Source organism: Lederbergia sp. NSJ-179 (genome assembly GCF_022867885.1).
Taxonomy (GTDB): domain Bacteria; phylum Bacillota; class Bacilli; order Bacillales; family Bacillaceae_C; genus Lederbergia.
In genome coordinates this window covers 15,312-40,261 of record NZ_JALIFP010000037.1, presented here as the reverse complement: position 1 = coordinate 40,261, position 24,950 = coordinate 15,312, and the positions used below count along the sequence as shown (strand labels likewise).

Sequence of the window (24,950 nt, the reverse complement as noted above, 5' to 3'; positions counted from 1 at the left end):
GTGCGGAAGGGATAAGTGCTGAAAGCATCTAAGCATGAAGCCCCCCTCAAGATGAGATTTCCCTAGGCTTTTAAAGCCTTAAGACCCCTGAAAGATGATCAGGTTGATAGGTCCGAGGTGGAAGTGTGGTGACACATGTAGCTGACGGATACTAATCGGTCAAGGACTTAATCAATTAAAAAGCGGAAGCGCCTGTCCATCGATGTTTGCTAGTCGATAGGCGCTGGAGCTGGATTATATTCAAACCTTCTTGTGTTTGTCTTCTCCTTTATCTGGTTTTGAGAGAACAAAGTTCTCTAAAGAATTTACATCCAGTGCAAATCAATCGTCTGGTGACAATAGCGAAGAGGTCACACCCGTTCCCATCCCGAACACGGCAGTTAAGCTCTTCAGCGCCGATGGTAATAAGGGGCTTCCCCTTGTGAGAGTAGGACGTTGCCAGGCAATCAAGGCATCCTCTATGGAGGGTGTTTTTTTTACGTATTTAGCTAATACGAGTCTAGCTAAGAAGTTTCTAACTTCATTCCTTAGGGTAGGGTACCTCTTTTGAAGTTTTGTTAAGAAAATTTTCAATAAGAAAGGGGCCTTTTAATTCTGTAATGTCTAAGAAATTCCTTATGAAGGGATAGTCAGAATTAGGGGTGGTTTTTATAAGTTCCATCCACCATTCCGTTTCATATCGGGAAATCATACTTAAATTATATAAAACAAGATAATGAATAAGCAGATCAGGTAAATAGGTAAAGGCGTGGATATTGGCAGGAAGCCAAAGAGATTGTTTTTCCATATGGTAACGAAAAGGCGGGGTGTTTCCAATTGACTGTCTTAATGTTATATTTTCCCCTTCATCCTTTACCCATTGAATTTCCTTTCCACATTTATGAGCTAGATATTCCTTCATTCGCTTTTTATCCATATAATAAGATTCCAGTAACTGCTTAGGAATAAGACAGGAATGTGCATCTACTCTTGGCAATTCAATCATATTTGGCATTCCATTTAAAAAAAGAAAACACTCATCCATTTCCACTACCAATTGTAGAAGGTCCCCCATTTTAAATTTTTCCCCTTCTAGATGTTTCACGTGAAACATTCGTTCTAGAAAATAAGTGCATAACCCATTTTTTTGAATTTTTACTTCATCTTCAAGAAATTGGTAATCCCTTCTCTTCCTTTTTCTGGTCGATACTCCATGTGCAAGAACCGTTGTTGAATGAGGATAATAAGGATCAACACTTAAAAGGCAAGCTTTTACAAGATGAACTAACCCATAATATAGAAGAATGGGCTTGATAGATAGTGGTGTCTGTGCAGCTTGCTTATAAAATATCTCTCCTTGTTCAAGATAATAGATGAATGAATAGCAATTATCATATGCTTTTGCTGAAGGATTCTCTATCTCTAGTTGAGTATAGCTGTCTGTTAAATACGTTCTTGCTTTATCAGCAGAATGAAATAGCTGAATCCGTTTCCAGCTGGATTGTTTAAATTCCAAAATATCATCTCCAAATAATTTGAAAAATGGAACATCTGATGTAATTCTTGACAGTATTTTCACCAATTGATAACCTACTAATAATATTTTGGGGCAGGAGGCAGGAAAATATGTGGGAATCTAAATTTGCTAAAGAGGGTTTAACGTTCGACGATGTATTGTTAATACCAGCAAAATCTGAGGTTTTACCAAAAGAAGTGAATTTATCTGTTGAATTGACAAGCACTTTAAAGTTAAATATTCCAATCATTAGTGCTGGAATGGACACGGTCACAGAATCTAAGATGGCGATATCCATGGCACGCCAAGGTGGCCTAGGGGTCATTCATAAAAATATGAGCATTGAAGCTCAAGCTGAAAAGGTAGATAAAGTAAAACGCTCTGAAAGTGGTGTGATCAAAGATCCTTTCTTTTTAACTCCTGATCATCAAGTATTTGATGCCGAACATTTAATGGGGAAATATCGGATTTCAGGTGTTCCTATTGTGAATAATGAAAAGGATAGAGTGTTGGTCGGGATTATCACTAACCGGGATATGCGCTTTATTCAAGATTTCTCAGTACCTATTACAGATGTGATGACGAAAGAGAACCTTGTCACTGCTCCAGTTGGTACATCTCTTGAAGAAGCAGAGAATATCCTACAGCAGCATCGGATTGAAAAGTTACCATTGGTGGATAAAAATGGTGTTTTACAAGGTTTAATTACAATCAAGGATATTGAAAAAGTGATTGAATTTCCTCATTCTGCAAAAGATAGCCATGGTCGTTTGTTAGTCGGTGCAGCCGTAGGAATTACAAATGATACAATGAAGAGGGTCGAAATGCTTGTCCAATCTCAAGTCGATGCGATTGTCATTGATACTGCCCACGGTCATTCAGAAGGGGTTTTAAAGACGATTAAGGAGATCCGGGACCATTATCCTGATTTGAATCTTATCGCAGGGAATGTAGCGACAGGAGAGGCTACAGCAGCTTTATTTGATGCAGGTGCTGATGTGGTTAAGGTTGGAATTGGACCTGGCTCTATTTGTACAACTAGGGTCGTTGCAGGTGTCGGTGTTCCACAAATTACCGCTATCTATGATTGTGCGACAGAAGCAAGAAAAAGAGGAAAGGCTATTATCGCAGATGGCGGAATTAAATTTTCAGGAGATATTGCGAAAGCCTTAGCTGCGGGTGGACATGCTGTTATGTTAGGAAGTATGTTGGCTGGTACTTCTGAGAGCCCAGGAGAAACGGAAATTTACCAAGGGCGTCGCTTTAAAGTATATCGCGGAATGGGATCAGAAGGGGCCATGGAAAAAGGCTCTCGTGATCGTTATTTTCAAGAAGATGCGAAAAAATTTGTTCCCGAGGGCATTGAAGGACGAGTTCCTTACAAAGGGCCGCTTGCCGATACGATCTATCAGTTAGTTGGTGGCTTACGTGCTGGAATGGGTTATTGCGGAGCACCAAATTTACAGCATTTTAGAGATCATGCTCAATTTATCCGAATGACGGGGGCTGGTTTACGTGAAAGCCATCCTCATGATGTCCAAATTACGAAGGAGTCACCTAACTATTCTATTTCGTAATGCAATTTGCTAGACAGGACAATTTTCCTCAATGGAAATGTCCTGTCTTTTTTTCTATTAAATTATGTTCAACTGTGATAAAATGACAGGGGTGTACATAATTAGTTGGAGGGCTCACATGTGAAAATTAAAAGAACGATTCTTTTTTCTCTGATTCTTGTTATGATCGTAAGTTTTATACAATTACCTGGCCAAGCATTTGCGGATGATCAACTAGATATCCATGCAGATGCAGCTATTATGATAGAACCAACCACTGGAAAAATTTTATATGCTAAAAATGCGGATGAACCTCTTGGGATTGCATCGATGACAAAAATGATGACGGAATATCTTCTGTTTGAAGCGATTAAGGACAAGAAGATTTCTTGGGACCAGGAAGAAATGATTAGTGAGTACGCTCATAAGGTGTCCGTTGATACGCAATTATCTAATATTGCTTTAAATGCAGGAAAACCTTATACGGTTAAGGAATTATACGAGGCAATGGCGATTTATTCTGCGAATGGGGCAACAATTGCGATTGCAGAAGCTATTGCTGGATCGGAAGCGAAATTTGTCGAAATGATGAATGCGAAGGCGGAAGAATTAGGCTTGGAGCAATATCATTTTGTCAATTCGACTGGACTGAATAATCGGGACTTGAAAGGAATGCATCCAAAAGGAACAAAAGCTGATGAAGAGAGCACGATGTCAGCGAAATCAACGGCCATGTTAGCGGCTAGATTAATGAAGGATTTCCCTGATGTAACAGAGACAACGAGTATACCTAAGAAGAGATTTAGAGATTTGCCGGGCGAAATGAAGAACTGGAATAAAATGCTCCCTTCATTAGAATTTGAATATGACGGAGTGGATGGTCTAAAAACAGGGACAACAGATTTTGCAGGGCGTTGTTTTACTGGGACCGCTAAACGAGGCGATTTTCGTGTAATCACCGTTGTCATGAATGCGAAAGATGATAATGGGGTTAGTAGTGACCAAGGTAGATTTGGCCAAACGAAGAAAATGATGGAGTATGGTTTTGAAAATTTCTCCATGAAAGAAATTTTCCCTAAAAACTATAAAATTAAAGGACATAAATCCTTGAAGGTGGTAAAGGGTAAGGAAAAGAGTGTGAAGATCCAGACTGAAAAACCTCTTAGCCTGATCGTGAAAAAAGGAGAAGAAGAATCTTATCAACCCGTTTTCAAATTAGATAAGAGTAAGGTCAATAAAGAAGGAGAGTTAACGGCTCCTATTAAGAAAAATGAACAAGTTGGTACTTTAGAAGCCCAGAATAAAAATGATGAGAATGGGTATTTATCGAAGGATTTCCAACCTTCCGTAAAAGTGGTTACCACAAATGAAGTAGAGAAAGCCAATTGGTTCGTATTAATGATGAGGAATGTCGGTGGATTTTTCTCAGATTTATGGACAAGCGTATCCGATACTGTTAAAGGTTGGTTGTAACTTCCAGTAGGGAATCATACTATGATTGCTTTCCTGTATTGACAGGGAAGCATCTTTATAGTTAACTAAAAAGTAGAATTAATCCGATAGGCTTTATCAGATAAAGGAGCGAAGGGGAAATCCAAATGAAAACAGGAACGGATCGAGTAAAACGCGGAATGGCGGAAATGCAAAAGGGCGGCGTGATTATGGACGTTGTCAACGCCGAACAGGCAAAGCTAGCAGAAGAAGCTGGAGCTGTAGCAGTCATGGCGCTAGAGCGGGTGCCTTCTGATATTCGTGCAGCCGGTGGGGTAGCACGCATGGCGGACCCAACGATTGTCGAAGAGGTCATGAATGCCGTATCAATCCCAGTAATGGCAAAGGCTAGAATCGGCCATATTGTGGAAGCTAGAGTATTAGAAGCGATGGGTGTTGATTATATAGACGAAAGTGAAGTCCTAACGCCAGCAGATGAGGAATTCCATTTAAATAAAAAGGAATATACGGTTCCATTTGTTTGCGGTTGCCGTGATTTAGGAGAAGCTGCACGCCGAATTGGCGAAGGAGCATCCATGTTACGAACAAAGGGAGAGCCAGGAACAGGAAATATTGTCGAAGCTGTTCGTCATATTCGGAAGGTGAATGCCCAAGTACGCAAGGTTATTGCGATGAATGAGGATGAACTTATGACAGAAGCGAAAGTACTTGGTGCCCCCTATGAACTTCTACTTGAAATCAGGCAGAATGGCCGCCTTCCCGTTGTGAACTTTGCTGCAGGCGGGGTAGCGACTCCAGCAGATGCTGCTTTAATGATGGAGCTTGGGGCAGATGGTGTTTTTGTGGGATCTGGTATTTTTAAATCAGAAAACCCAGCAAAATTTGCTCGGGCGATTGTCGAAGCGACGACACATTATCAAGATTATGGGAAAATTGCCGAGCTTTCGAAAGATCTTGGGATTGCGATGAAAGGAATTGAAATTTCAACATTAGCACCTGAAAATCGTATGCAAGAGCGCGGGTGGTAAAATGTTGAAGATCGGAATTCTTGGATTGCAAGGGGCCGTTCGAGAGCATGCCCACACAGTAGAGAAATGCGGTGCAGAAGCAGTTACAGTGAAATCAATTGATCAGCTTGATCAACTGGACGGTCTTATTCTTCCGGGCGGGGAAAGTACGACAATGCGTAGGCTTCTTGATCAATATGGGTTTGTTGAGCCATTAAAAGAATTTGCTCATAGAGGGAAACCTATTTTCGGTACCTGTGCGGGCTTAATTTTATTGGCAAAGCGGATTTCGGGGCAAGAGAATGCTCACTTAGAGCTAATGGATATCACTGTAGAGCGGAATTCCTTTGGGCGCCAGCGCGAAAGTTTTGAAGCGGACATTGCGATTGCAGGTGTGGCGGAAGATAAGATGACGGCTGTGTTTATCCGTGCTCCTCATATTACCGAGGCTGGGGAAAATGTGGAGATCCTGGCGAAATATGATGGGAGAATTGTCGCTGTAAGGGAAGGGCAATTTCTTGGTTGTTCTTTTCATCCCGAACTGACAGATGATTCACGATTAACAGCGTATTTTTTACAAATGGTTGAAGAACATAAAAAGAAAGAAAAATTTGCAATTGATCCACGCTTATAGTATAGTATGAGCAAAATTATACGTGAGTGCGTTGATAGGAAATAGTAGTAAAGAGCAGTTCCTTATAGAGAGTCGATGGTTGGTGGAAATCGATGGTACGCCTTTATGAATCCATCCTTGAGCAAAATGCTGAACGACTTTGGCAGTAGGCATTTTCGGTCTAAACCGTTATCGATGGAGCGGAAAGTTAGATACTTTCAATTTGGGTGGCAACGCGGGTAACTCTCGTCCCTTTTAGGGGATGGGAGTTTTTTTGAATAGGTAAGAAAGCATAAAAATTGGCTAGTGTTAGGATCTAGCTCCAGGCGCCATCGGCTCGAGGTCAAATAACCTGAGACAATAAAAGTCAAGACCGGACTTTTATTGTCTCAGAACATTTGCTTGTCGACGATTACGGGCGCCTTGCGCTTTTCTTACAGGATAGGAAAGTATAAATTTTGGCTAATGTTGGATCTAGCTCCAGCGCCCAGCGACTAGCAAACTTTCGGTGCCTGCTTGCGTAAGTCAACATCGATTCACCCTTCGGGTTCATCGTGTTTCCTTTATCTCGTCAGGCCCCTAAAAAGTTTGTACGTCGCTAAACGGGCGCTTGCGCTTTTCTTGAAAGGTAAGAAAGTATAAAAATTGGCTAATGTTTGGATCTAGCTCCAGCGCCTAGCCCCTCGAGGTCAAATAACCTGAGCCAATAAAAGTCAAAACCGGACTTTTATTGTCTCAGAACATTTGCTTGTCGGGGCTGAACAAGGCGCTTGCGCTTTTCTTATGAAATAAGGAGGAGATAGACTATGCTGGATATGAAGTATTTGCGTAATCATTTTTCAGATATTAAGGAAAGATTGAAGCATCGTGGAGAAGATCTTTCAGATTTAGACCAGTTCGGAGTTTTGGATAAAAAACGGCGTGAAACGATTTTACAAGTAGAACAGCTAAAAAGTAGGCGAAATGAAGTATCACAACAAATTGCCAAAATGAAAAAAGAAAAGCAAAATGCTGATGAGGTTATTATGGAAATGAGAGAAGTGGGTGCTGAAATTAAAAGCCTTGATCAGACATTGCGTGAAGTGGAAGATGAATTGGAACATTTACTTTTGTCGATTCCAAATATTCCCCATGAGAGTGTACCAATTGGAGAAACAGAAGAGGATAATGTAGAAATCCGAAAGTGGGGTGACATTCGTTCTTTTGATTTTGAGCCAAAGCCCCATTGGGAGGTTGCCGATCAGCTTGGGATTTTAGATTTTGAAAGAGCGGCTAAAGTGACAGGTAGTCGTTTTGTCTACTATAAGGGGCTTGGAGCAAGATTAGAACGTGCTTTAATAAGTTTTATGATGGATCTTCATGCAGAAGAGCATGGGTATGAGGAAATGTTGCCACCTTATATGGTCAATCGTACGAGTATGACCGGAACAGGACAATTGCCAAAATTTGAAGAGGATGCTTTTTTGATTGATAGTGAGGATTATTTTTTAATCCCAACCGCTGAAGTACCTGTCACCAATTATCATCGTGATGAGATTTTAGAAGGGGATCGGCTTCCCTTAAATTATGTCGCCTATAGTGCATGTTTTCGTTCTGAAGCGGGATCAGCGGGACGGGATACCCGGGGGTTGATTCGCCAGCACCAATTTAATAAGGTAGAATTGGTGAAATTTGTGAAGCCTGAAGATTCTTATTCTGAACTGGAAATTTTGACAGAGCATGCTGAAAAAGTATTGCAATTGCTGAAGCTTCCTTATCGAGTATTAAGTATGTGTACCGCTGACTTGGGCTTTACCGCAGCGAAAAAATATGATCTGGAAGTATGGTTACCAAGCTACAATACGTATCGGGAAATCTCATCTTGTTCTAATTTTGAGGCATTTCAAGCCAGGCGTGCGAACATTCGCTTTCGGTCTGAGCCAGGAGCGAAACCACAACATGTGCATACCTTGAATGGGTCAGGACTGGCAATTGGCCGAACAGTGGCCGCGATCTTAGAAAATTATCAGCAAGATGATGGCACTGTAACCATCCCAGAAGTGTTACGTCCCTACTTTAGGAATAAAGAAGTGATTGGATAAACATAGAACCCGAAGGAAGATTTAAGGGCTTCTTCGGGTTCTAAACCTTTAATTTTTATTTTCGTCTAGGAAATTATAAAATTCTTGGCTTGTGGATAACTTACCTGATGTCGTGGTCGACATCCAGCTCCAGCGCCTAGCCCCTCGAGGTCAAATAACTTGAAACCTATGAAGGGAAAACCGCCCTTCTTAGGTTTCAGAACATTTGCTTGTCGAGGCTGACCAAGGCGCTTGCGCTTTTGTTATAGGATAGGAAAGTATAAATTTTGGCTAATGTTGGATCTAGCTCCAGCGCCCAGCGACTAGCAAACTTTCGGTGCCTGCTTGCGTAAGTCAACATCGATTCACCCTTCGGGTTCATCGTGTTTCCTTTATCTCGTCAGGCCCCTAAAAAGTTTGTACGTCGCTAAACGGGCGCTTGCGCTTTTCTTGCGGGATAGGAAAGTATAAAAATTGGCTAATGTTTGGATCTAGCTCCAGGCGCCATCGGCTCGAGGTCAAATAACCTGAGACAATAAAAGTCAAGACCGGACTTTTCTTGTCTCAGAACATTTGCTTGTCGCCGATAGGCGGGCGCCTTGCGCTTTTCTTACTATCTCTTCGCAATATCAAAATTATCTGTGATCAGCAGCCAGTTTTGTGGGAAGGAAAGGCCGAGCTTCCAATAGCTGACGCCTCGAAGTCCTAATTCTTTTACTAAATCAAATTTTGCTTGAATGGAGCGTGCATCTTCAAACCAGACTTCATGCCTTCTCCCATCGTTAGCCGTATAGCGATAGAAAGGAGCTTGGGCTGTTTCGTCATATTCAATCGCCACTCCTTGATCAGCTGCAATCCGGATGGCTTGTTGAGGACTGATGGCTCTGGCGGTGGTTCCTTGGACAAATGGAAGTGTCCAGTCATATCCATATAAGTTTTGTCCCATAAATATCTTATTGGCGGGAATTTCTGTTATCGCATATTCCAAAACATCTCGGACAGAATTAATTGGTGAGACGGCCATGGCAGGGCCTCCGCTATATCCCCATTCATAGGTCATAATCACGACATAATCTACAATTTCTCCATGGGCCGCATAATCATGGGCCTCATACCATTCCCCTTGCTGTGTGGCACTTGTTTTGGGGGCAAGTGCGGTAGAAATCATCAGTCCTTCTTGATGAAGACGATCACGGGCGATACGCAAAAATTGATTATACGCTTCTCGATCTCGTGGAAAAAGCCGTTCCAGATCGAAATGAACATCCCAAAAGCCAACCCGCTTTGCTTCTTGGACAATATTATTTAAGAAGGTTTGGCGGACTTGCTGATTTGTTAAAAGTGTGTGAGCAAGTTCAGAGCTAAATTGGCCGCCTGCCTGATTCGCAATCACCATCACCAAGGTATTCCGATTGGCTTCGGCAATCGCTGGGAATTGGTTCAGCGGCGGGGCTGTTAAAGATCCATCTGCATTTGCTAAATAAGCAAAAGGGGATAAATAGGTTAAATAAGGAGCGGCTCTTCTAGCGCTATTTTCTAAGGCTTCTGATACGGTTCCTCCAGTTGGCTCGACATAGGCATTAAATTCACGGTTCGTCTTTGGTCGTTGTGGAATGTATAACCGCAACCCTATACGAAGCGGTAGGTTAATGGGTATACGATTTATTCTCGCAAGTTCCTGATAAGAGATACCAAATCTTTGTCCGATCGAATAAAGACTATCCCCGCTTTGAACCCAATAAAATTCGCCGTAAATCGGAATAACTAATGCCTGACCAACGACCAATTGATTAGGATTAGGCAGTTCATTTGCTTCAGCAATGGTATTCGGATTAACATCGTAGCGTGACGCAATAGAAGTTAAGGTTTGATTCGCCTCTACAACATGAATTTGCACAATAAGTCCTCCTATAAATAAGGATCAAAGGCAAAAATCGCAACATCCTGTTGGCAGGCTATAAGCGCGGCATCCTGTCGCTTCAGCTGCACTAGTACTTCCTGTACGTCGCAACACCTTTGTGACCTGTGTCCAGCAGGCCTAATGTTGTACTATTCTATGTAAGGGAAATCATCAATAGACGTGAAAGAAGGGCAATTTCATGGATAATCGAAATGAAACTTATATGTGGCAAGCAATTGAAGAGGCAGAAAAGGCCCGAACTATCGATGAAGTTCCAATCGGTGCTGTCATCGTTTTGGAAAATAAAGTGATTGCCAAAGCTCATAATCTAAGGGAAACCGCGCAAAATGCAGTCGCACATGCAGAGCTATTAGCGATTGAGCAGGCTTGTAAAATGTTGGGGACATGGCGATTGGAAGAAGCTGAACTATATGTCACCTTAGAACCTTGTCCGATGTGCAGTGGAGCGATTCTTTTATCACGAATCAAGAAGGTTGTCTATGGTGCGACAGATCCTAAGGCTGGATGTGCCGGAACACTGATGAATTTACTTCAGGATGAACGGTTTAATCATCAATGTGAAATTGAATCAGGTGTGTTGGCAGAGCCGTGTGGCAAGCTTCTCAGCGACTTTTTCCAAAAGGTTCGGAAGCGAAGGAAAGCAGAAAGACAAAAGCAGAAATTGGGAAATGAAGGAAAATAATGAAACTATATGGGAATTGATTTAGGCGGCATTAAGAAGGATTCTACCCTTATCGAAACAGGCTTCTCAAATTCTGATAAATTGGAAAAACCTTGCCATTGATTAATGAACGAAAAGATAGTATACTTAATCATATCGCACTAGACGGGGACGTAGCGGAGCCTTGTAACCCGCAATCCGCTCTAGCGGGGTTGAATTCCTTCTTGAGGCTGCTGTACTGTAGGGTCTGCCTCAAGTAAGTGGTGTGGACACTTGGGTCCCGCGCAATGAGAATCCATGAACCATGTCAGGTCCGGAAGGAAGCAGCATTAAGTGGAAGCTCTCATGTGCCGCGGGGTTGCCTGGGTCGAGCTAACTGCTTGGGTAACGCTTATGGTACACAGTCGAAGGAAGGTGTGCGGTTTCCATTTCGATCAAATCATAATCCATTCATCTTTTTATAGGTGAGTGGATTTTTTGTTTTCTACCGCTTTTGATTGATATAGAGGGATATGTAAATATAATTGTTCTCCAAATGAAACTTTTTCACCCTTTTTCTCGTATTAAAAAGAAGCAGAATGATTTTCGAACCAAATTTAGCTAGGGGGAACGGAATGAATCGAAAGATTATTTCTTTAATAGTTGCTTTTTTTATTATTTTGTTACCTATAAAAGTAGGAGCGGTAGATTTTTCCATTCCAAATGTAAAAATAGATGCCTTTTTGCAGGAAAATGGTGATGTGCATGTACAGGAAAAGCATACCTACCAATTTGATAGTAAATTTAACGGAATTACCCGGGAAATATTCCCGAAAAAAGATGCGGAAATAACGAATTTTTCGGCGAATGAGGGCGAAAAAACGCTAAAAGTGGAAAAAGAGGATCATCTATATAAAATTCATCGAAAAGGGAAAAATGAAACGATCGAAATTGTATTAGACTATCGGATTGAAAATGGCATGGAAAAATATGAAGATATGACCGAATTTTACTGGCCTTTTTTCGATCAGCGGAATGAAGCCGATTATGGAAATATGCAAATCATGATTCACCCACCGAAAGCAACCGATGATGTGATCGCCTTTGGATATGACCAAGCTTTTAACAAACAAGCGATTGGCAAAGAGGGAATCGTTGAATTCGCTTTAGGAATGGTGCCTGCTGGAGAAAATGGAGATATTCGGGTCGCTTATCCTTCCACGCTTTTTCCTGCGATGTCTAGTACCTCTAGTGGATACATCAAGAATGAATTAATACAAGCAAAGCTGGATTTGGAAAAAAAGGCACAGGTCTTTGCTGAAAATAAAGCAAAATTTTCTTCTCTTTCGAAAACCCTTATTCCGTTTTTCCTCCTTCTATTTATGGTTTTACTTGGATGGGAACATATTAGTAAGAAAAGAAAATACAGCTTAGTGAATGCGGAACTAAAAAGGGACCATACACTTATACCTGATGAGAAAATGAGTATGCCTGCGACGATTTATTATACATTAGGTGTTGAGGCCATTCATGTCCCGGCGGGTCTATTAGATTTAGTTCGGAAAGGGATCGTTGAACAACGATCGGAAGATGAATTTAGGCGAATTCATTCCCAGGTCCAATATAAACATGAAGGGATTCTGTTAAAATGGTTGTTTGATGAAGTGGGGCATGATGGTTATTTTAAAGCAGAGGATTTAGATACTTTTATAAAAAAGGAAAAAAATCTGACGAACTATCATACGCGACTTACAGAATGGAAACAGGCCATTAAAGACGAAATGAAAGAAGCGGGTGTAAGAGAAAGGAAGACCGGGTTTCGGATGACGTTTGGATTCATAAGTCTCTTGTTATTGGGAATGGGGATTGCCTCTATTTATTATGAAGGGATTCCAATGTTCCTCACCTCCCTTGGCTTATTGATCGTTGCGGCTGGTATTGCTTGCTTTTACAGACCGCTTTCTTCGAAAGGATTGTATATAAAGGAGGAATGGACGCGATTTTTAAAAAATCTTAACCAGATAAAAAGTACGGATTGGCAAAAAACATCTGAGGATGCTCGCATGAGAATGGCTGTTTTGGGAGCGAATGCGAAATTTGCGAAAACAAAAGAACCACAACAATGGCAGAAGGAAATAGAAAGTATCGATCCTTCCTTTATGATGTATACTCTTTTTAGCGTCCCCATTCTCTATGGTGGATTTGATCAGGCTGATAAAAAATATTCGACCTATAGCCAAAGCTCTACTGAAGGGACTACCGGTGGTTCCGCTGGTGGTATTGGTGGAGGTGGCGGAGGCTCGGGAGCATTTTAAAAAAATAATTACAAACATTGGCTTCTCATTTTGTCAAACCTGTCTTAAAAAGGTATAATATAAGAACGAATGCGTTTCATCATAAAGCAATGAAGAAAGGAGAGAGCAGGAATGTATCAAGCGTTATATCGTGTTTGGCGGCCGCAGACATTTGTGGATGTAGTGGGGCAGGAACATGTGACGAAAACCTTGCAAAATGCTCTTCTCCAGCAAAAAACAAGCCATGCTTATTTATTTTCGGGGCCACGGGGTACAGGAAAAACAAGTGCTGCGAAAATTTTGGCAAAGGCGGTAAACTGTCAAAAGATGCCGGTAGCGGAACCATGTAATGAATGCCCATCATGCTTAGGAATTACAGATGGATCGATACAAGATGTCATTGAAATTGATGCCGCATCGAATAATGGGGTGGAGGAAATCCGCGATATTCGCGATAAGGTGAAATATGCCCCTAATTCCGTACCCTATAAAGTATATATTATTGATGAAGTGCATATGCTTTCTATTGGCGCCTTTAATGCTTTATTAAAAACGCTAGAAGAACCGCCTAAACATGTAATCTTTATTCTTGCCACTACGGAGCCGCATAAAATTCCATTAACGATTATTTCTCGCTGTCAACGATTTGATTTTAAGAGAATAACCGCACAAGATTTAGTGAATAGAATGGTTCATATCGCTTCAGAAACGGGATTAAAGTATGAAGAAAAGGCCTTACATGTGATTGCCCAAGCGGCTAGTGGCGGTATGCGCGATGCTCTGAGTTTACTTGATCAAGCTATTTCTTTTAGTACGGATCTGGTCACAATCGAGGACGCTTTAACCGTGACAGGGTCTGTCTCTCAAAATTATTTAAATAAACTTGTTCATGCTATTCAGGGAAAGAATATTTCTGAAGCATTGACGATTTTAGAAGAATTAACGCTTAAAGGAAAGGATCCCGCCCGGTTTGTCGAAGATCTTATTTTATATTTCCGAGATCTTTTGCTCTATCAGACAGCTCCCAATCTAGAGGAGTCATTAGAAAGAGCAATGCTTGATGATGAGTTTGTGGAGCTTGTACAGACCATACAGCCAGAGCAAATTTATGAATACATGGATGTCTTAAATAAAACGCAGCAAGATATGAAATTTTCTAATCATGCAAAGATCTATCTAGAGGTATGTCTTGTAAAGCTTTGTCAAACTCAAACACAGAACAATATAAATAATGTGGATGGCATTCAAGAATTGCTGGTTAAGATCAACAGTCTTGAAAAGCAGCTGGAAGATTTAAAAGTGAATCGACCGGTCACCGAAGAACAAGCTCAGCCACAACCGACGAAAAAGCCCACTCGCACAAATAAAGGTTTTCAAGCCAATACAGGGAAAATCCGAGAGATATTGAGTAGCGCAACACGGGATGATTTAAATATCATTAAGAGCAAATGGGGAAACCTCCTGGAGCAACTCAATCAGCGACAAATGCGTTCTCAGGCAGCTCTTTTAATGGATGCAGAGCCTGCTGCCGCCTCTTCGACCGCCTTTGTAATAAAATTTAAATATGAGATTCATTGTAAAATGGCGATGGAAAATGCCAAGTTTTTAGAAGTGACAGCAGGTCTAGTGGAAGAATTGACAGGAAAAAGACTTCAATTTATTGGTGTTCCTGAAGCTCAATGGTTGGAAATTCGTAAAGACTTTCTGCAAAATCAGGGACATGAACAAGACCAGGGAGAAGAGGAAGCTCCTGATCCCCTCATTCAGGAAGCCGTGAAATTAGTTGGGGAAGAGTTAATTGAAATAAAAAATTAATGGGAAGGGAATGGAACGTTATGCGTGGAATGGGAAATATGCAAGGTATGATGAAACAAATGCAAAAAATGCAAAAGAAAATGGCTCAAGCTCAAGAGGAACTTGGTGAAGAGCGCATTGAGGGATCTGCTGGAGGCGGAATGGTTACCGTAGTGGTTTCAGGACATAAAGAAGTACTTGAAGTAAATATAAAGGAAGAAGTTGTTGATCCGGAGGATATTGAAATGCTTCAAGATCTTGTTTTGGCTGCGGTCAATGAAGCAATGAAACAAGCAGATGAATTAACCAATCAAACGATGGGGCAATTTACTAAAGGAATCAACCTTCCTGGATTCTAGGAGGTTATACAGCTATGCATTATCCCGAACCAATATCCAAGCTGATTGACAGCTTTATGAAACTGCCGGGAATTGGGCCAAAAACTGCAGCCCGCCTGGCATTTTTCGTTCTTGATATGAAGGAAGATACGGTTCTAGACTTTGCGAAGGCCCTTGTAAATGCAAAACGAGATCTCGGCTTTTGTTCTGTCTGTGGCCATATTACAGACCAAGATCCTTGCTATATTTGCAAGGATCAAAAGCGTGACCGTAGTGTGATTTGTGTTGTGCAGGAATCTAAAGACGTGATTGCGATGGAAAAAATGAAGGAATATCACGGCCTCTATCATGTTCTCCATGGTTCCATCTCTCCTATGGAGGGGATTGGTCCTGAGGATATTAACATCCCAGATTTGCTAAAGAGACTTCAGGATGAAACGGTTCAAGAGGTGATCCTAGCGACAAATCCAAATATTGAAGGGGAAGCAACCGCCATGTATATTTCCCGATTGCTTAAACCATCGGGAATAACGGTGACAAGAATCGCTCATGGACTACCAGTTGGTGGAGATTTAGAATATGCGGATGAAGTAACCTTATCAAAAGCATTAGAAGGTCGTAGAGAGGTATGATTTTTTTCCCGATCGGACTTTTGATAACATTGATGAGATAACGCATGTATAAATAAAAGCAGTGTGAAGGACTCATTCTTAGAGGTGGCATTAAATGTTTCAAAAAGAGAAGTTGCGAGAAGAATATAATCAAAGACTTATAGAATTAATGCAAAGTACAAAAAAAGATTGGCTGTATTTTTCACAATTGGAGGATATGAGCTATGGGTATGATGAAGAACTCCATCGCTTAGCCCTTCTAGCAAAATCGAAATATTTCTTTCTATTTCAAGAGGCGAAAAAAAGGAAGATTTCTATAAGATAGCGGCACATCCAGATTACCGTTCTTTTTGGACAATCCTTTCATATAATAGTGGAAAGATTTCGTTTCAGGAGGGAAAAAATGAGTCCGTTCATCATCATAGCCATTATTTGTGGATTGCTACTTCTTCTTTTAGTGGCAGGTTTATCGACGAAAGTATTCCGTTGGATCGGCCTGTCGTTTATGAAACTTCTCATAGGCGCCTTATTTTTATTTTTCCTTAACGCCATTGGTAATCAATTTGGATTAGCTGTTCCCATTAATCTCATCACATCGGCCATTTCCGGCTTTCTAGGTTTACCGGGAGTTGCCGCCTTAGCCATTATTCAGCTATGGATCTTCTAAAAAATCCGTTCATGGGAGCGGATTTTTTTTATACGTTTCGTTAAAATATCCTCCGTTTTTTTCAAGTGAGGTGATCTCCAGCTCTAATGCTTATCCTGCTTCTCGTAAGAATATTCCTGATTTATTTACCGATGTACAGACACACGAAATGTCCTTATCGCATATTAATAATTGTAATTGGATTAATGTTAGAAATTGTGTATACAAATAAGAAAAAGTGGTCAAACTAAACGCTACGGAGGTGGAGAAATGGAAAAGTGTATTGTTTGTGAAAAACCTCAGAAGCATGGTATTCATTTATATACATCGTTTATTTGTACAGATTGTGAGAAAGCAATGGTGACAACAAGTACCCAGGACCCAGCGTATCATTTTTATATTAAACAATTAAAAGTCATCAAAGAAAATAAGATTTATTCATAAACCAGGCCAAAACGAGGAAGCCTGGTTTTTTGATGATTAAGCATAGTATAATGAGGGAAAATAAAAGTGAGGTGTCACAAGTGGATCAAGATCAGATGCCAATGTATGAGCGTTTAATTCAACATAAAAAAACAAACCCGATTTCCTTCCATGTTCCTGGACATAAAAATGGATTTTTATATGAAGGAATGGATCCCGCGTATGCACAATTAGCGCAGTTGGATCTGACCGAATTAACGGGATTAGATGATTTACATGATCCACAAGAGGTGATTGCGGAGGCTCAAAGATTACTAGCTGATTTTTATCAAACGAAAAAAAGTTACTTTCTTGTCAATGGAACAACCGTAGGGAACCTGGCTATGATTCTAGCTTGTTGCCAAGAAGGGGATCTTGTTTTAGTGCAGCGTAATTGTCATCAATCGATTTTACATGGTTTGATAATGGCGAAGCTAGATCCGATCTTTATTGCGCCGGACATTAGGGAGAATGGGGCAACAGAGATCAAGCTGCAGATGGTAGAAAAGGCATTTCAGCAATATCCTACTATTCGTGCCTGTATTTTTACGTATCCGGATTATTATGGACAAACGTATGATTTTCAGGCGATTATTGATGTGGTTCATCAACATCATTCTCTTGTTTTGGTTGATGAAGCGCATGGTGCCCATTTTGCTTTAGGCCATCCCTTTCCCCAATCAGCGCTTCAATTGGGCGCAGATATTGTGACTCAATCCGCTCATAAAACTCTACCAGCTTTGACAATGGGTTCTTATTTACATATCAATAGTGATCGTGTCCCTCTGAAAAAAGTAGAGAAGTACTTAAAGACGCTTCAATCTAGCAGTCCTTCCTATCTGATTATGGCATCCTTAGATTTAGCGCGTCATTATCTGGCGCATGTTTCGACGGAAGATTTGACATTCTCGCTTCGGCAAAGTCAGGAATTTATCGAAAAAGTAAAGCAACTTCCAAATATTCAAGTAATCCGAAGTAAAGATCCTCTTAAAATCACGGTTCGTCATTCTTCCTTATCCGGATATGAACTGCAAGCCAAATTTGAACAAGCTGGGGTTTATCCTGAACTAGCCGATCCTAGACAGATTTTGCTCATTTTTCCTTTAGTAAAAAGCGGAATGGTTTATCCTTATGATCAGGCTTTTCGACAATTACAATCTTTGTCTTGGGCGGGTGGTCAGGCACGAAATCAGCCCATGCAAAATATAATATCACAAGAAAGCATCGCTATCACAACATTAGCGCTTTCCTATAAAAAAATGGAAGATTTGGATGATCAATGGGTGGATATGGATGAATCCGTAGGGAAGGTCGCCTCTCAGATGATTACTCCTTATCCTCCGGGAATTCCTTTGATTTTAGCAGGAGAAAAAATAACGATCACACATGTGCAACAATTAAAGCAGCTTATAAAGATAGGTGCAAGATTTCAAGGAGGAACGGAAAACCTTAAACAAGGAAAGCTAGCTGTTTTTTCTATGTAAAATTAGTTTGATTTTTGATAAAGGTTGTGCTAGTCGCGTTAAAATTCGCATACAATGCTCGAATTTACTGTTAATAGTGCAAAGTCTGCCTCTAATTGGTCCAAACTGAGCGTTAAATGGTCGAAAGTCAATGCTAATTGGTCCAAACTCAGCGTTTATTGGTCCGAAGTTAAGGTTAAATGGTCGAAAGTCGCTTTTAGATGCTTCAATCGCCCAACGTGGAATAGAAGAGCTCCCCATTTTACGATTTTAAAAACCGTCATCAGGTGAAAATGTAAAAAAGGAGCAGACAATGGTATACTGACTGTAGAAAACAGCTTTTTGGAGGTTACTATGCAAGGGGTATTTATCACAATAGAGGGTCCTGAAGGGGCTGGCAAAACAACGATCATCAAAAAAGTAGCACAGGAATTAGAATCAAGGGGAATGGATGTTATTTTGACGAGAGAACCTGGCGGGATTCCGATCTCTGAACAGATTCGCCGTATTATTTTGAATCCAGAAAATCTGACAATGGACGCCAGAACAGAGGCTTTATTATATGCAGCAGCAAGGAGACAACATTTAGTAGAGAAAGTCATTCCAGGGATTCGCCGTGGAGCGATCGTGTTATGCGATCGATTTATTGATAGCTCCCTTGCTTATCAAGGGTATGCAAGAGGTTTAGGATTGGAAGAAGTATTTTCCATTAATCAGTTTGCCATTCAGGAAGTAATGCCAGATCAAACCATCTATTTCGATATAGAACCTGAGCAAGGTTTGAAAAGAATTGAAACCAATCAAAAGCGGGAAGTGAACCGTCTTGATTTAGAACAATTGGATTTTCATCGAAAGGTCAGGCAAGGATATAAACAACTAGTAGAAAGATTCCCCGATAGAATAATGGAAATAGATGCGTCTCTACCGATAAATCGAGTGTTCTCCAATACAATGGAGATCATAAATAAACGTATTGATCGGAATGAGTAACTATTTTCAAATTATTCTTTAAAATATTTTTATAACCTAAGATGATAGTGATATAATAAGGATAGGAAAATATCAGTATAATAATGAATGAAGGGGTGCATGCCGATGAAACTGATAATGGCTGTTGTACAAGACCAGGATAGCAATCGATTAATGCGTGCTTTAGTAGATAATAATTTTAGATCGACAAAATTGGCAACAACAGGCGGCTTTTTAAAATCGGGTAACACAACATTCATGATTGGTGTAGAAGATGTGAGAGTTAATAAATGTTTACAAATTATTCGGGATAACTGTAAATCTCGTGATCAGTTAATGGCTCCTATTTCACCAATGGGAGGAAACGCGGATTCCTATATCCCTTATCCAGTAGAAGTCTCAGTTGGTGGAGCCACCGTATTTGTCCTACCAATAGACCAATTCCATCAGTTTTAAAGAAAAGCGGAGGGCGGTTGTTTAGGGGCGACAAGCAAATGTTCCTGAACCGAAGAAGGGCGAATTTTCCCTTCATCGGTTCAGGGTTATTTGACCTCGAGCCCCTACCGCCCGGAGCTGGACAAAGAAAAGCAAAAGCGCCTGTTTAGCGACGTACAAACTTTTTAGGGTTCTGACGAGATAAAGGAAACACGGTGAGGACGAAGGACGAACCGATGTTTCCTTATCGTAGGAAGAAACCGAAAGTTTGCTAGTCGCTGGGCGCTGTAGCTGGACAAAGAAAGGCAAAAGCCCCGAGAGCGGATGAACGGCTAAGTTGTGACGACAATCGTAACGCCGTTCCTGACTTTTCTTTTAGTGGACAAGGAAGGTCATCGTGAATATACTTTGAAAAATAAATAATGAACGATCATTTTATGCAAGTGAGTGGTTGAAATGAACTGGCCAGAATTTGAACAAGCACAGCCTTTGGCTGCAAAGGTATTAACAAGCAGTATCCAGAAAAATCGTGTCGCCCATGCTTATTTATTTGAGGGGGAACATGGAACAGGTAAGCGGGCAGCAAGTATGTTGGTCGCTCAAAGCCTTTTCTGTTCTGACATTCAAAACCATGGGGTTCCGTGTGAACAGTGCTCGAATTGTAAAAGAATTAAGAATGGGAATCATCCCGATGTTCATATCGTTGAACCGGAAGGTCTATCGATCAAGATCGATCAAATTCGTTCATTGCGAGCGGAATTTAATAAAACCGGATTAGAATCAAAAAAGAAGTTTTATATCATCGTGGATGCGGAAAAAATGACGATTTCTGCAGCTAATAGTTTATTGAAATTTTTAGAAGAGCCCCACTTACAAACAACGGCGATTCTCTTAACAGAACAGCCACAGCGTATTTTGCCGACGATTATTTCTCGTTGCCAAATAGTTTCATTTAAATCTCTTCCCACTAAAGTGATGACCGAAAAGCTAATAGAGATGGGGATTCATCCAACAAAAGCACCATTATTATCGGCGGTGACCAATCAAATACAGGAAGCGCTTCATTTAGAACAGGATGATTGGTTTGCACGAGCACGAAATATAGTGTTAAAATTATATGAAGTCCTAAAGCAAAGTCCATTGTATGCGATGACTGCATTACAAAGTGAATGGAACGGTCATTTTAAAGAAAGAGCGCAAATGGAAATAGGGCTGGATCTATTATTATTTATCTATAAGGATATACTTTATATACAATTGGGGAAAGAAGAGCAACTCATTTATCCTGACCAACGGAAGAAGTTTGAAGCAGATGCTTTCCGAATTTCTGCAGGGAGACTGTCAGAACAAATGACGGCAATATTGGAAGCCAAACAAATGCTACATGCAAACATTAATCCTCAACTGTTAATGGAACAGTTGATGTTAAAATTGCAGGAGGGAGCTTCTTTTGTATAATGTGATTGGTGTCCGGTTTAAAAAGGCCGGTAAAATATATTATTTCGATCCAGGAGAGTTATCGATTGCCAAGAATGACTATGTAATTGTCGAGACAACTCGAGGAGTCGAATATGGTAAAGTTGTAACAGACCAAAGACAAGTAAGTGAACATGATGTTGTCTTGCCTTTAAAAAAGGTGATTCGACTTGCTGATCAAAAAGATCAGATGAGTGTGGAAGAAAATAGGCTGGAAGCTGAAACGGCCCATCATATTTGCAATGAGAAAATTGCGGAACATCGTTTAGCCATGAAGTTGGTGGATGTTGAATTTACGTTTGACCGCAATAAAGTAATCTTTTATTTTACGGCAGACGGTAGAATTGATTTCCGCGATTTGGTAAAAGATTTGGCTGCTATTTTTAAAACGAGAATAGAACTCAGACAAATTGGGGTCAGAGATGAAGCGAAAATGTTAGGTGGAATTGGTCCATGTGGCCGTATGCTTTGTTGTTCGACTTTTTTAGGGGATTTTGAGCCAGTCTCCATAAAAATGGCCAAAGATCAAAATCTTTCTTTAAATCCATCGAAAATATCTGGACTTTGCGGAAGATTGATGTGTTGTCTAAAATATGAAAATGATGAATATGAAGTTGCAAAAGCTGAATTGCCTGATATCGGTGAAACCATCAAAACTCCAGATGGGCCTGGCAAAGTAACAGGATTAAATATTTTAGAACGTTTAATTCAAATAGATTTGTTTGGACAGGAACGAAAATTGGAGTATTCTTTGGAAGAAATTAAGAAGGGCTCATCATCTATCCCGGCCACGGAATAATGGGGTGAAAAAGTGTATGGATAAAAAGGAGTTATTTGACTCTGTCAGTAGCATGGAAATGCAGATTGGGGAGTTATACCAACAATTAGGGGAACTTAAACAATATTTAGCCCATTTAATTGAAGAAAACCATGCCTTAAAAATAGAGAATGATCATTTGCGAAAAGCTATGGAAGGGGAGCCCCCAAAATCTTCTAGCCCTAGAGAACGTGAGGATAATCCGGGAAAAACGGTCTATGATAAAATATCTGAAATCGGTGAAGGATATGATAACCTCGCCAGAATCTATCAAGAAGGCTTCCATATTTGCAATATTCACTTCGGTAGTCCCCGTCGGGATGAAGATTGTTTATTTTGCTTATCTTTCCTAAATAAAAAATAATAGGCCACATACATGTCCAAGCCCTCTCCTTTATGGGGAGGGCTCTTTGATAAGGGGGATAAGCTAGTAAGCTTATTAGGAAGTAGGGGAAAACAACAATGGTTGAATTATTACAAGATGAACGCTTAGATTATTTACTGGCAGAGGATTTACGAATTATTCAAAGTCCTTCTGTGTTTGCCTTTTCACTTGATGCAGTTTTACTTTCTCGCTTTACTTATTTGCCGATTCAAAAGGGGAAAATTATCGACCTGTGTAGTGGAAACGGGGTGGTTCCTCTATTACTCAGCAACCGGACAAAAGCGGCAATTACGGGCGTTGAGATTCAAGAACGTTTATATGATATGGCAAAAAGAAGTATTTCCTATAATCAATTGGATTCCAAAATTCACATGATACATGGTGATTTAAAGGCGATGCCTACGTTCTTAGGTTTTAACCAATTTGACCTAGTTACTTGTAATCCTCCTTATTTTCCATCACAATCACCAGAAATACGAAATCAAAACGAACATTTAGCCATTGCACGCCATGAAATTTATTGTACTTTAGAGGATGTCGTAAAATGTAGTAGCCAGCTCCTTAAACAAGGTGGAAAAGCTTCCTTTGTTCATCGTCCGGAAAGATTAATGGATTTAATTACTTATATGAGAAGCTATCGCCTTGAACCCAAAAGACTGCGATTTGTTTACCCTAAAGAAGGAAAAGAAGCGAACACCATCTTAGTGGAAGGGATCAAAGATAGCCGTCCTGGACTCAAAGTTCTGCCCCCGCTTTTTGTCTATGATCACCAAAATGAATATACCGAAGAAGTGAGAGATTTGTTATATGGAAGTGGAAAATAATCACTACTTTTATGTATTGGAATGTCGAGATGGTTCCTATTACGGTGGATATACGATTGATATTGAACGAAGGCTCGAGCAACATAATAGTGGGAAAGGTGCGAAATACACAAGAGCGAGAAGGCCTGTTAAAATGATTTATACCGCCAAATATGGTCAAAAAAGCGCAGCCATGCGTGCAGAATATGCTTTTAAGCAGCTAACACGCCAGGAAAAGGAAGAGTTTTTAACGGAAATGGATGGTGAAGGGAGTGCAAGCTCAGAAGAGTTTTTCAAAAGGAACAAATAAGGGAACTTTGTATTTAGTCCCCACACCAATTGGAAATTTAGAAGATATGACTTTTCGAGCCGTTCGAATTTTAAAAGAAGTGGATGTGATCGCGGCTGAAGATACACGTAATACGAAAAAATTATGCCATTATTATGATATATCTACTGGATTGGTTAGCTATCATGAACATAATAAGGAAGCAAGTGGAAAAGAATTATTGAAGAAGCTGGAAGCTGGGCAAAATATCGCTTTAGTAAGTGATGCAGGCACCCCTTGTATCTCTGACCCCGGATATGAGCTCGTGTATCAAGCTGTAGAGGCTCATATATCTGTTGTTCCGTTGCCTGGTGCGAATGCAGCAATTACTGCTCTCATTGCTTCAGGAATCAAACCTCAGCCTTTTTATTTCTATGGGTTTTTGCCAAGGGGGAAAAGGGAAAAAAAGGCAGAATTGGAACGGTTGGAAAAACAAACTGGGGCGATTATTTTTTATGAAGCGCCCCATCGATTAAAAGAAACATTGAAATATATGAAAGAATCCTTTGGAAATCGTCATCTTGTTTTATGTCGAGAGTTAACGAAAAAATTCGAGGAATTCTTAAGGGGGACATTGGATGAAGCAATTGATTGGGCGGAACAAGGGGAAATTCGTGGGGAATTTTGTTTGATTTTAGAACCAGGTCTGGAACAGCCAGAAGAGATGGAAGAGTCTTGGTGGGGTACAATCGATATGAAAAGTCATGTACAATATTATATAGACGAAAAAGGCTTATCCTCAAAAGAAGCGATTAAGCAAACGGCCAAGGATCGCCAAATGGCTAAGCGAGAAGTATACCAAGCTTATCATATTGAGGAATCAAAGTAAGGGAGAGGAAAAAAGATGAGTGAGAAGAAAATGAATGTCGAAAGTTTTAATTTGGATCATACAAAAGTGAAGGCACCTTATATCCGATTGGCAGGAATCGTTGAAGGAGCGAATGGGGACGTAATTCATAAATATGATCTCCGCTTTTGTCAGCCTAATAAGGAGCATATGGAAATGCCAGCACTTCATTCGTTAGAACATATGATGGCAGAATTTAGCCGCAATCATTCTGATCAAATCGTGGATGTTAGTCCAATGGGTTGCCAAACGGGATTTTATTTATCACTGGTGAATCATGATCAATATGAAGAGGTTTTACAGCTTGTTGAAAACACTCTAAAAGATGTATTAGAAGCTACAGAAGTACCAGCATGCAATGAAGTCCAATGTGGCTGGGCAGCAAGCCATAGTCTAGAAGGTGCGAAGCAACTTGCGAGAAATATGCTTTCACATCGTAAGGAATGGACAGAAGTGTTTGGGGAAGAGTGATACAGGACTTACGTAGGTAAAGACGAACCATTTTTTCTCCATAAAAAAACGACACCGCCTATTTTGG

General features: G+C 40.5%; 25 protein-coding genes, 2 rRNA genes, 1 other RNA gene and 1 other annotated feature. Of the genes, 26 read left to right on the top strand and 2 right to left on the bottom strand.

The window, feature by feature from the left end; translation table 11 throughout:
* Together MUB24_RS19110 and rrf are read left to right on the top strand one after the other, a co-directional pair.
* Window positions 1-175: ribosomal RNA gene (locus tag MUB24_RS19110) — 23S ribosomal RNA — on the top strand; the annotation flags it as partial.
* 153 nt (window positions 176-328) lie between these two features.
* A 5S ribosomal RNA gene (gene rrf, locus MUB24_RS19105) occupies window positions 329-444 on the top strand.
* A 76-nt stretch (window positions 445-520) separates the two neighbouring features.
* Here rrf and MUB24_RS19100 read toward each other — a convergent pair.
* Window positions 521-1,558: a YaaC family protein gene (locus MUB24_RS19100; RefSeq protein ID WP_244706930.1), complete on the bottom strand. Its 1,038-nt coding sequence runs from the start codon at window positions 1,556-1,558 to the stop codon at window positions 521-523.
* A 47-nt stretch (window positions 1,559-1,605) separates the two neighbouring features.
* Here MUB24_RS19100 and guaB point away from each other — a divergent pair, with 47 nt between their 5' ends.
* The 5 genes from guaB (at window position 1,606) to serS (ending at window position 8,204) form a co-directional block, all read left to right on the top strand.
* Window positions 1,606-3,072, top strand: a complete 1,467-nt coding sequence (gene guaB / locus MUB24_RS19095) for an IMP dehydrogenase (protein ID WP_244706920.1) — start codon at window positions 1,606-1,608, stop codon at window positions 3,070-3,072.
* 162 nt (window positions 3,073-3,234) lie between these two features.
* Window positions 3,235-4,524: a D-alanyl-D-alanine carboxypeptidase family protein gene (locus tag MUB24_RS19090; RefSeq protein ID WP_244706927.1), complete on the top strand. Its 1,290-nt coding sequence runs from the start codon at window positions 3,235-3,237 to the stop codon at window positions 4,522-4,524.
* Window positions 4,525-4,649: 125 nt separating this feature from the next.
* Window positions 4,650-5,531, top strand: coding sequence for a pyridoxal 5'-phosphate synthase lyase subunit PdxS (gene pdxS / locus MUB24_RS19085; RefSeq protein ID WP_244706917.1), 882 nt, complete (start codon window positions 4,650-4,652; stop codon window positions 5,529-5,531).
* A 1-nt stretch (window position 5,532) separates the two neighbouring features.
* Window positions 5,533-6,144: a pyridoxal 5'-phosphate synthase glutaminase subunit PdxT gene (gene pdxT / locus MUB24_RS19080; protein ID WP_244706915.1), complete on the top strand. Its 612-nt coding sequence runs from the start codon at window positions 5,533-5,535 to the stop codon at window positions 6,142-6,144.
* Between the two features lie 22 nt (window positions 6,145-6,166).
* Window positions 6,167-6,380: a binding site (T-box leader), on the top strand.
* Between the two features lie 549 nt (window positions 6,381-6,929).
* Window positions 6,930-8,204, top strand: coding sequence for a serine--tRNA ligase (gene serS, locus MUB24_RS19075; protein WP_244706913.1), 1,275 nt, complete (start codon window positions 6,930-6,932; stop codon window positions 8,202-8,204).
* Window positions 8,205-8,796: 592 nt separating this feature from the next.
* Here the strand turns inward: serS and MUB24_RS19070 are convergent.
* Window positions 8,797-10,080 carry a glycoside hydrolase family 18 protein gene (locus tag MUB24_RS19070; RefSeq protein ID WP_244706911.1) on the bottom strand — a complete coding sequence of 428 codons (1,284 nt, stop codon included), beginning with the start codon at window positions 10,078-10,080 and terminating at the stop codon, window positions 8,797-8,799.
* A 202-nt stretch (window positions 10,081-10,282) separates the two neighbouring features.
* Here MUB24_RS19070 and tadA point away from each other — a divergent pair, with 202 nt between their 5' ends.
* From tadA to MUB24_RS18975, 19 genes are all read left to right on the top strand, one after another.
* Window positions 10,283-10,786: a tRNA adenosine(34) deaminase TadA gene (gene tadA, locus MUB24_RS19065; RefSeq protein ID WP_244706909.1), complete on the top strand. Its 504-nt coding sequence runs from the start codon at window positions 10,283-10,285 to the stop codon at window positions 10,784-10,786.
* Window positions 10,787-10,921: 135 nt separating this feature from the next.
* Window positions 10,922-11,187: signal recognition particle sRNA large type (gene ffs, locus MUB24_RS19060), an RNA gene on the top strand.
* 192 nt (window positions 11,188-11,379) lie between these two features.
* A complete protein-coding gene (locus MUB24_RS19055) occupies window positions 11,380-13,059 on the top strand; it encodes a DUF2207 domain-containing protein (protein ID WP_244706907.1) in 1,680 nt (559 codons plus the stop codon).
* 111 nt (window positions 13,060-13,170) lie between these two features.
* Window positions 13,171-14,853, top strand: coding sequence for a DNA polymerase III subunit gamma/tau (dnaX, locus tag MUB24_RS19050; protein ID WP_244706905.1), 1,683 nt, complete (start codon window positions 13,171-13,173; stop codon window positions 14,851-14,853).
* A gap of 20 nt (window positions 14,854-14,873) precedes the next feature.
* Window positions 14,874-15,191 (top strand): YbaB/EbfC family nucleoid-associated protein, encoded by a 318-nt coding sequence (locus MUB24_RS19045; protein ID WP_244706903.1) that lies wholly within the window; start codon window positions 14,874-14,876, stop codon window positions 15,189-15,191.
* Window positions 15,192-15,205: 14 nt separating this feature from the next.
* Window positions 15,206-15,802: a recombination mediator RecR gene (gene recR / locus MUB24_RS19040; protein WP_244706901.1), complete on the top strand. Its 597-nt coding sequence runs from the start codon at window positions 15,206-15,208 to the stop codon at window positions 15,800-15,802.
* Window positions 15,803-15,896: 94 nt separating this feature from the next.
* The gene (locus MUB24_RS19035) at window positions 15,897-16,106 is read left to right on the top strand and encodes a YaaL family protein (protein WP_244706899.1); all 210 of its coding nucleotides are present in this window, start codon (window positions 15,897-15,899) and stop codon (window positions 16,104-16,106) included.
* 78 nt (window positions 16,107-16,184) lie between these two features.
* Window positions 16,185-16,448: a pro-sigmaK processing inhibitor BofA family protein gene (locus tag MUB24_RS19030; protein ID WP_244706898.1), complete on the top strand. Its 264-nt coding sequence runs from the start codon at window positions 16,185-16,187 to the stop codon at window positions 16,446-16,448.
* Window positions 16,449-16,697: 249 nt separating this feature from the next.
* Window positions 16,698-16,871, top strand: a complete 174-nt coding sequence (locus tag MUB24_RS19025; protein WP_244706896.1) for a sigma factor G inhibitor Gin — start codon at window positions 16,698-16,700, stop codon at window positions 16,869-16,871.
* A gap of 32 nt (window positions 16,872-16,903) precedes the next feature.
* Window positions 16,904-18,373: an aminotransferase class I/II-fold pyridoxal phosphate-dependent enzyme gene (locus MUB24_RS19020; protein ID WP_244706925.1), complete on the top strand. Its 1,470-nt coding sequence runs from the start codon at window positions 16,904-16,906 to the stop codon at window positions 18,371-18,373.
* Window positions 18,374-18,706: 333 nt separating this feature from the next.
* Window positions 18,707-19,342, top strand: coding sequence for a dTMP kinase (tmk, locus tag MUB24_RS19015; protein WP_244706894.1), 636 nt, complete (start codon window positions 18,707-18,709; stop codon window positions 19,340-19,342).
* Between the two features lie 105 nt (window positions 19,343-19,447).
* Complete coding sequence (locus tag MUB24_RS19010; protein ID WP_244706892.1) at window positions 19,448-19,777, top strand: cyclic-di-AMP receptor; 330 nt, start codon at window positions 19,448-19,450, stop codon at window positions 19,775-19,777.
* 435 nt (window positions 19,778-20,212) lie between these two features.
* Entirely contained in the window at window positions 20,213-21,214 is a 1,002-nt protein-coding gene (gene holB / locus MUB24_RS19005; RefSeq protein WP_244706890.1) for a DNA polymerase III subunit delta', read from the top strand.
* On the top strand, window positions 21,207-22,031 hold the full coding sequence (locus MUB24_RS19000) for a PSP1 domain-containing protein (protein WP_244706888.1): 825 nt from the start codon (window positions 21,207-21,209) through the stop codon (window positions 22,029-22,031). The genes holB and MUB24_RS19000 overlap by 8 nt, the downstream gene beginning before the upstream one ends.
* Window positions 22,032-22,047: 16 nt before the next feature.
* On the top strand, window positions 22,048-22,413 hold the full coding sequence (gene yabA / locus MUB24_RS18995; RefSeq protein ID WP_244706886.1) for a DNA replication initiation control protein YabA: 366 nt from the start codon (window positions 22,048-22,050) through the stop codon (window positions 22,411-22,413).
* Between the two features lie 98 nt (window positions 22,414-22,511).
* The gene (locus MUB24_RS18990) at window positions 22,512-23,258 is read left to right on the top strand and encodes a tRNA1(Val) (adenine(37)-N6)-methyltransferase (RefSeq protein ID WP_244706884.1); all 747 of its coding nucleotides are present in this window, start codon (window positions 22,512-22,514) and stop codon (window positions 23,256-23,258) included.
* Entirely contained in the window at window positions 23,242-23,547 is a 306-nt protein-coding gene (locus tag MUB24_RS18985) for a GIY-YIG nuclease family protein (protein ID WP_244706882.1), read from the top strand. Before MUB24_RS18990 ends, MUB24_RS18985 begins: the two co-directional genes overlap by 17 nt.
* Window positions 23,510-24,394: a 16S rRNA (cytidine(1402)-2'-O)-methyltransferase gene (gene rsmI, locus MUB24_RS18980; RefSeq protein WP_244706880.1), complete on the top strand. Its 885-nt coding sequence runs from the start codon at window positions 23,510-23,512 to the stop codon at window positions 24,392-24,394. Before MUB24_RS18985 ends, rsmI begins: the two co-directional genes overlap by 38 nt.
* A 15-nt stretch (window positions 24,395-24,409) precedes the next feature.
* Window positions 24,410-24,883, top strand: a complete 474-nt coding sequence (locus tag MUB24_RS18975; protein WP_244706878.1) for an S-ribosylhomocysteine lyase — start codon at window positions 24,410-24,412, stop codon at window positions 24,881-24,883.
* Window positions 24,884-24,950 lie beyond the last annotated feature (67 nt).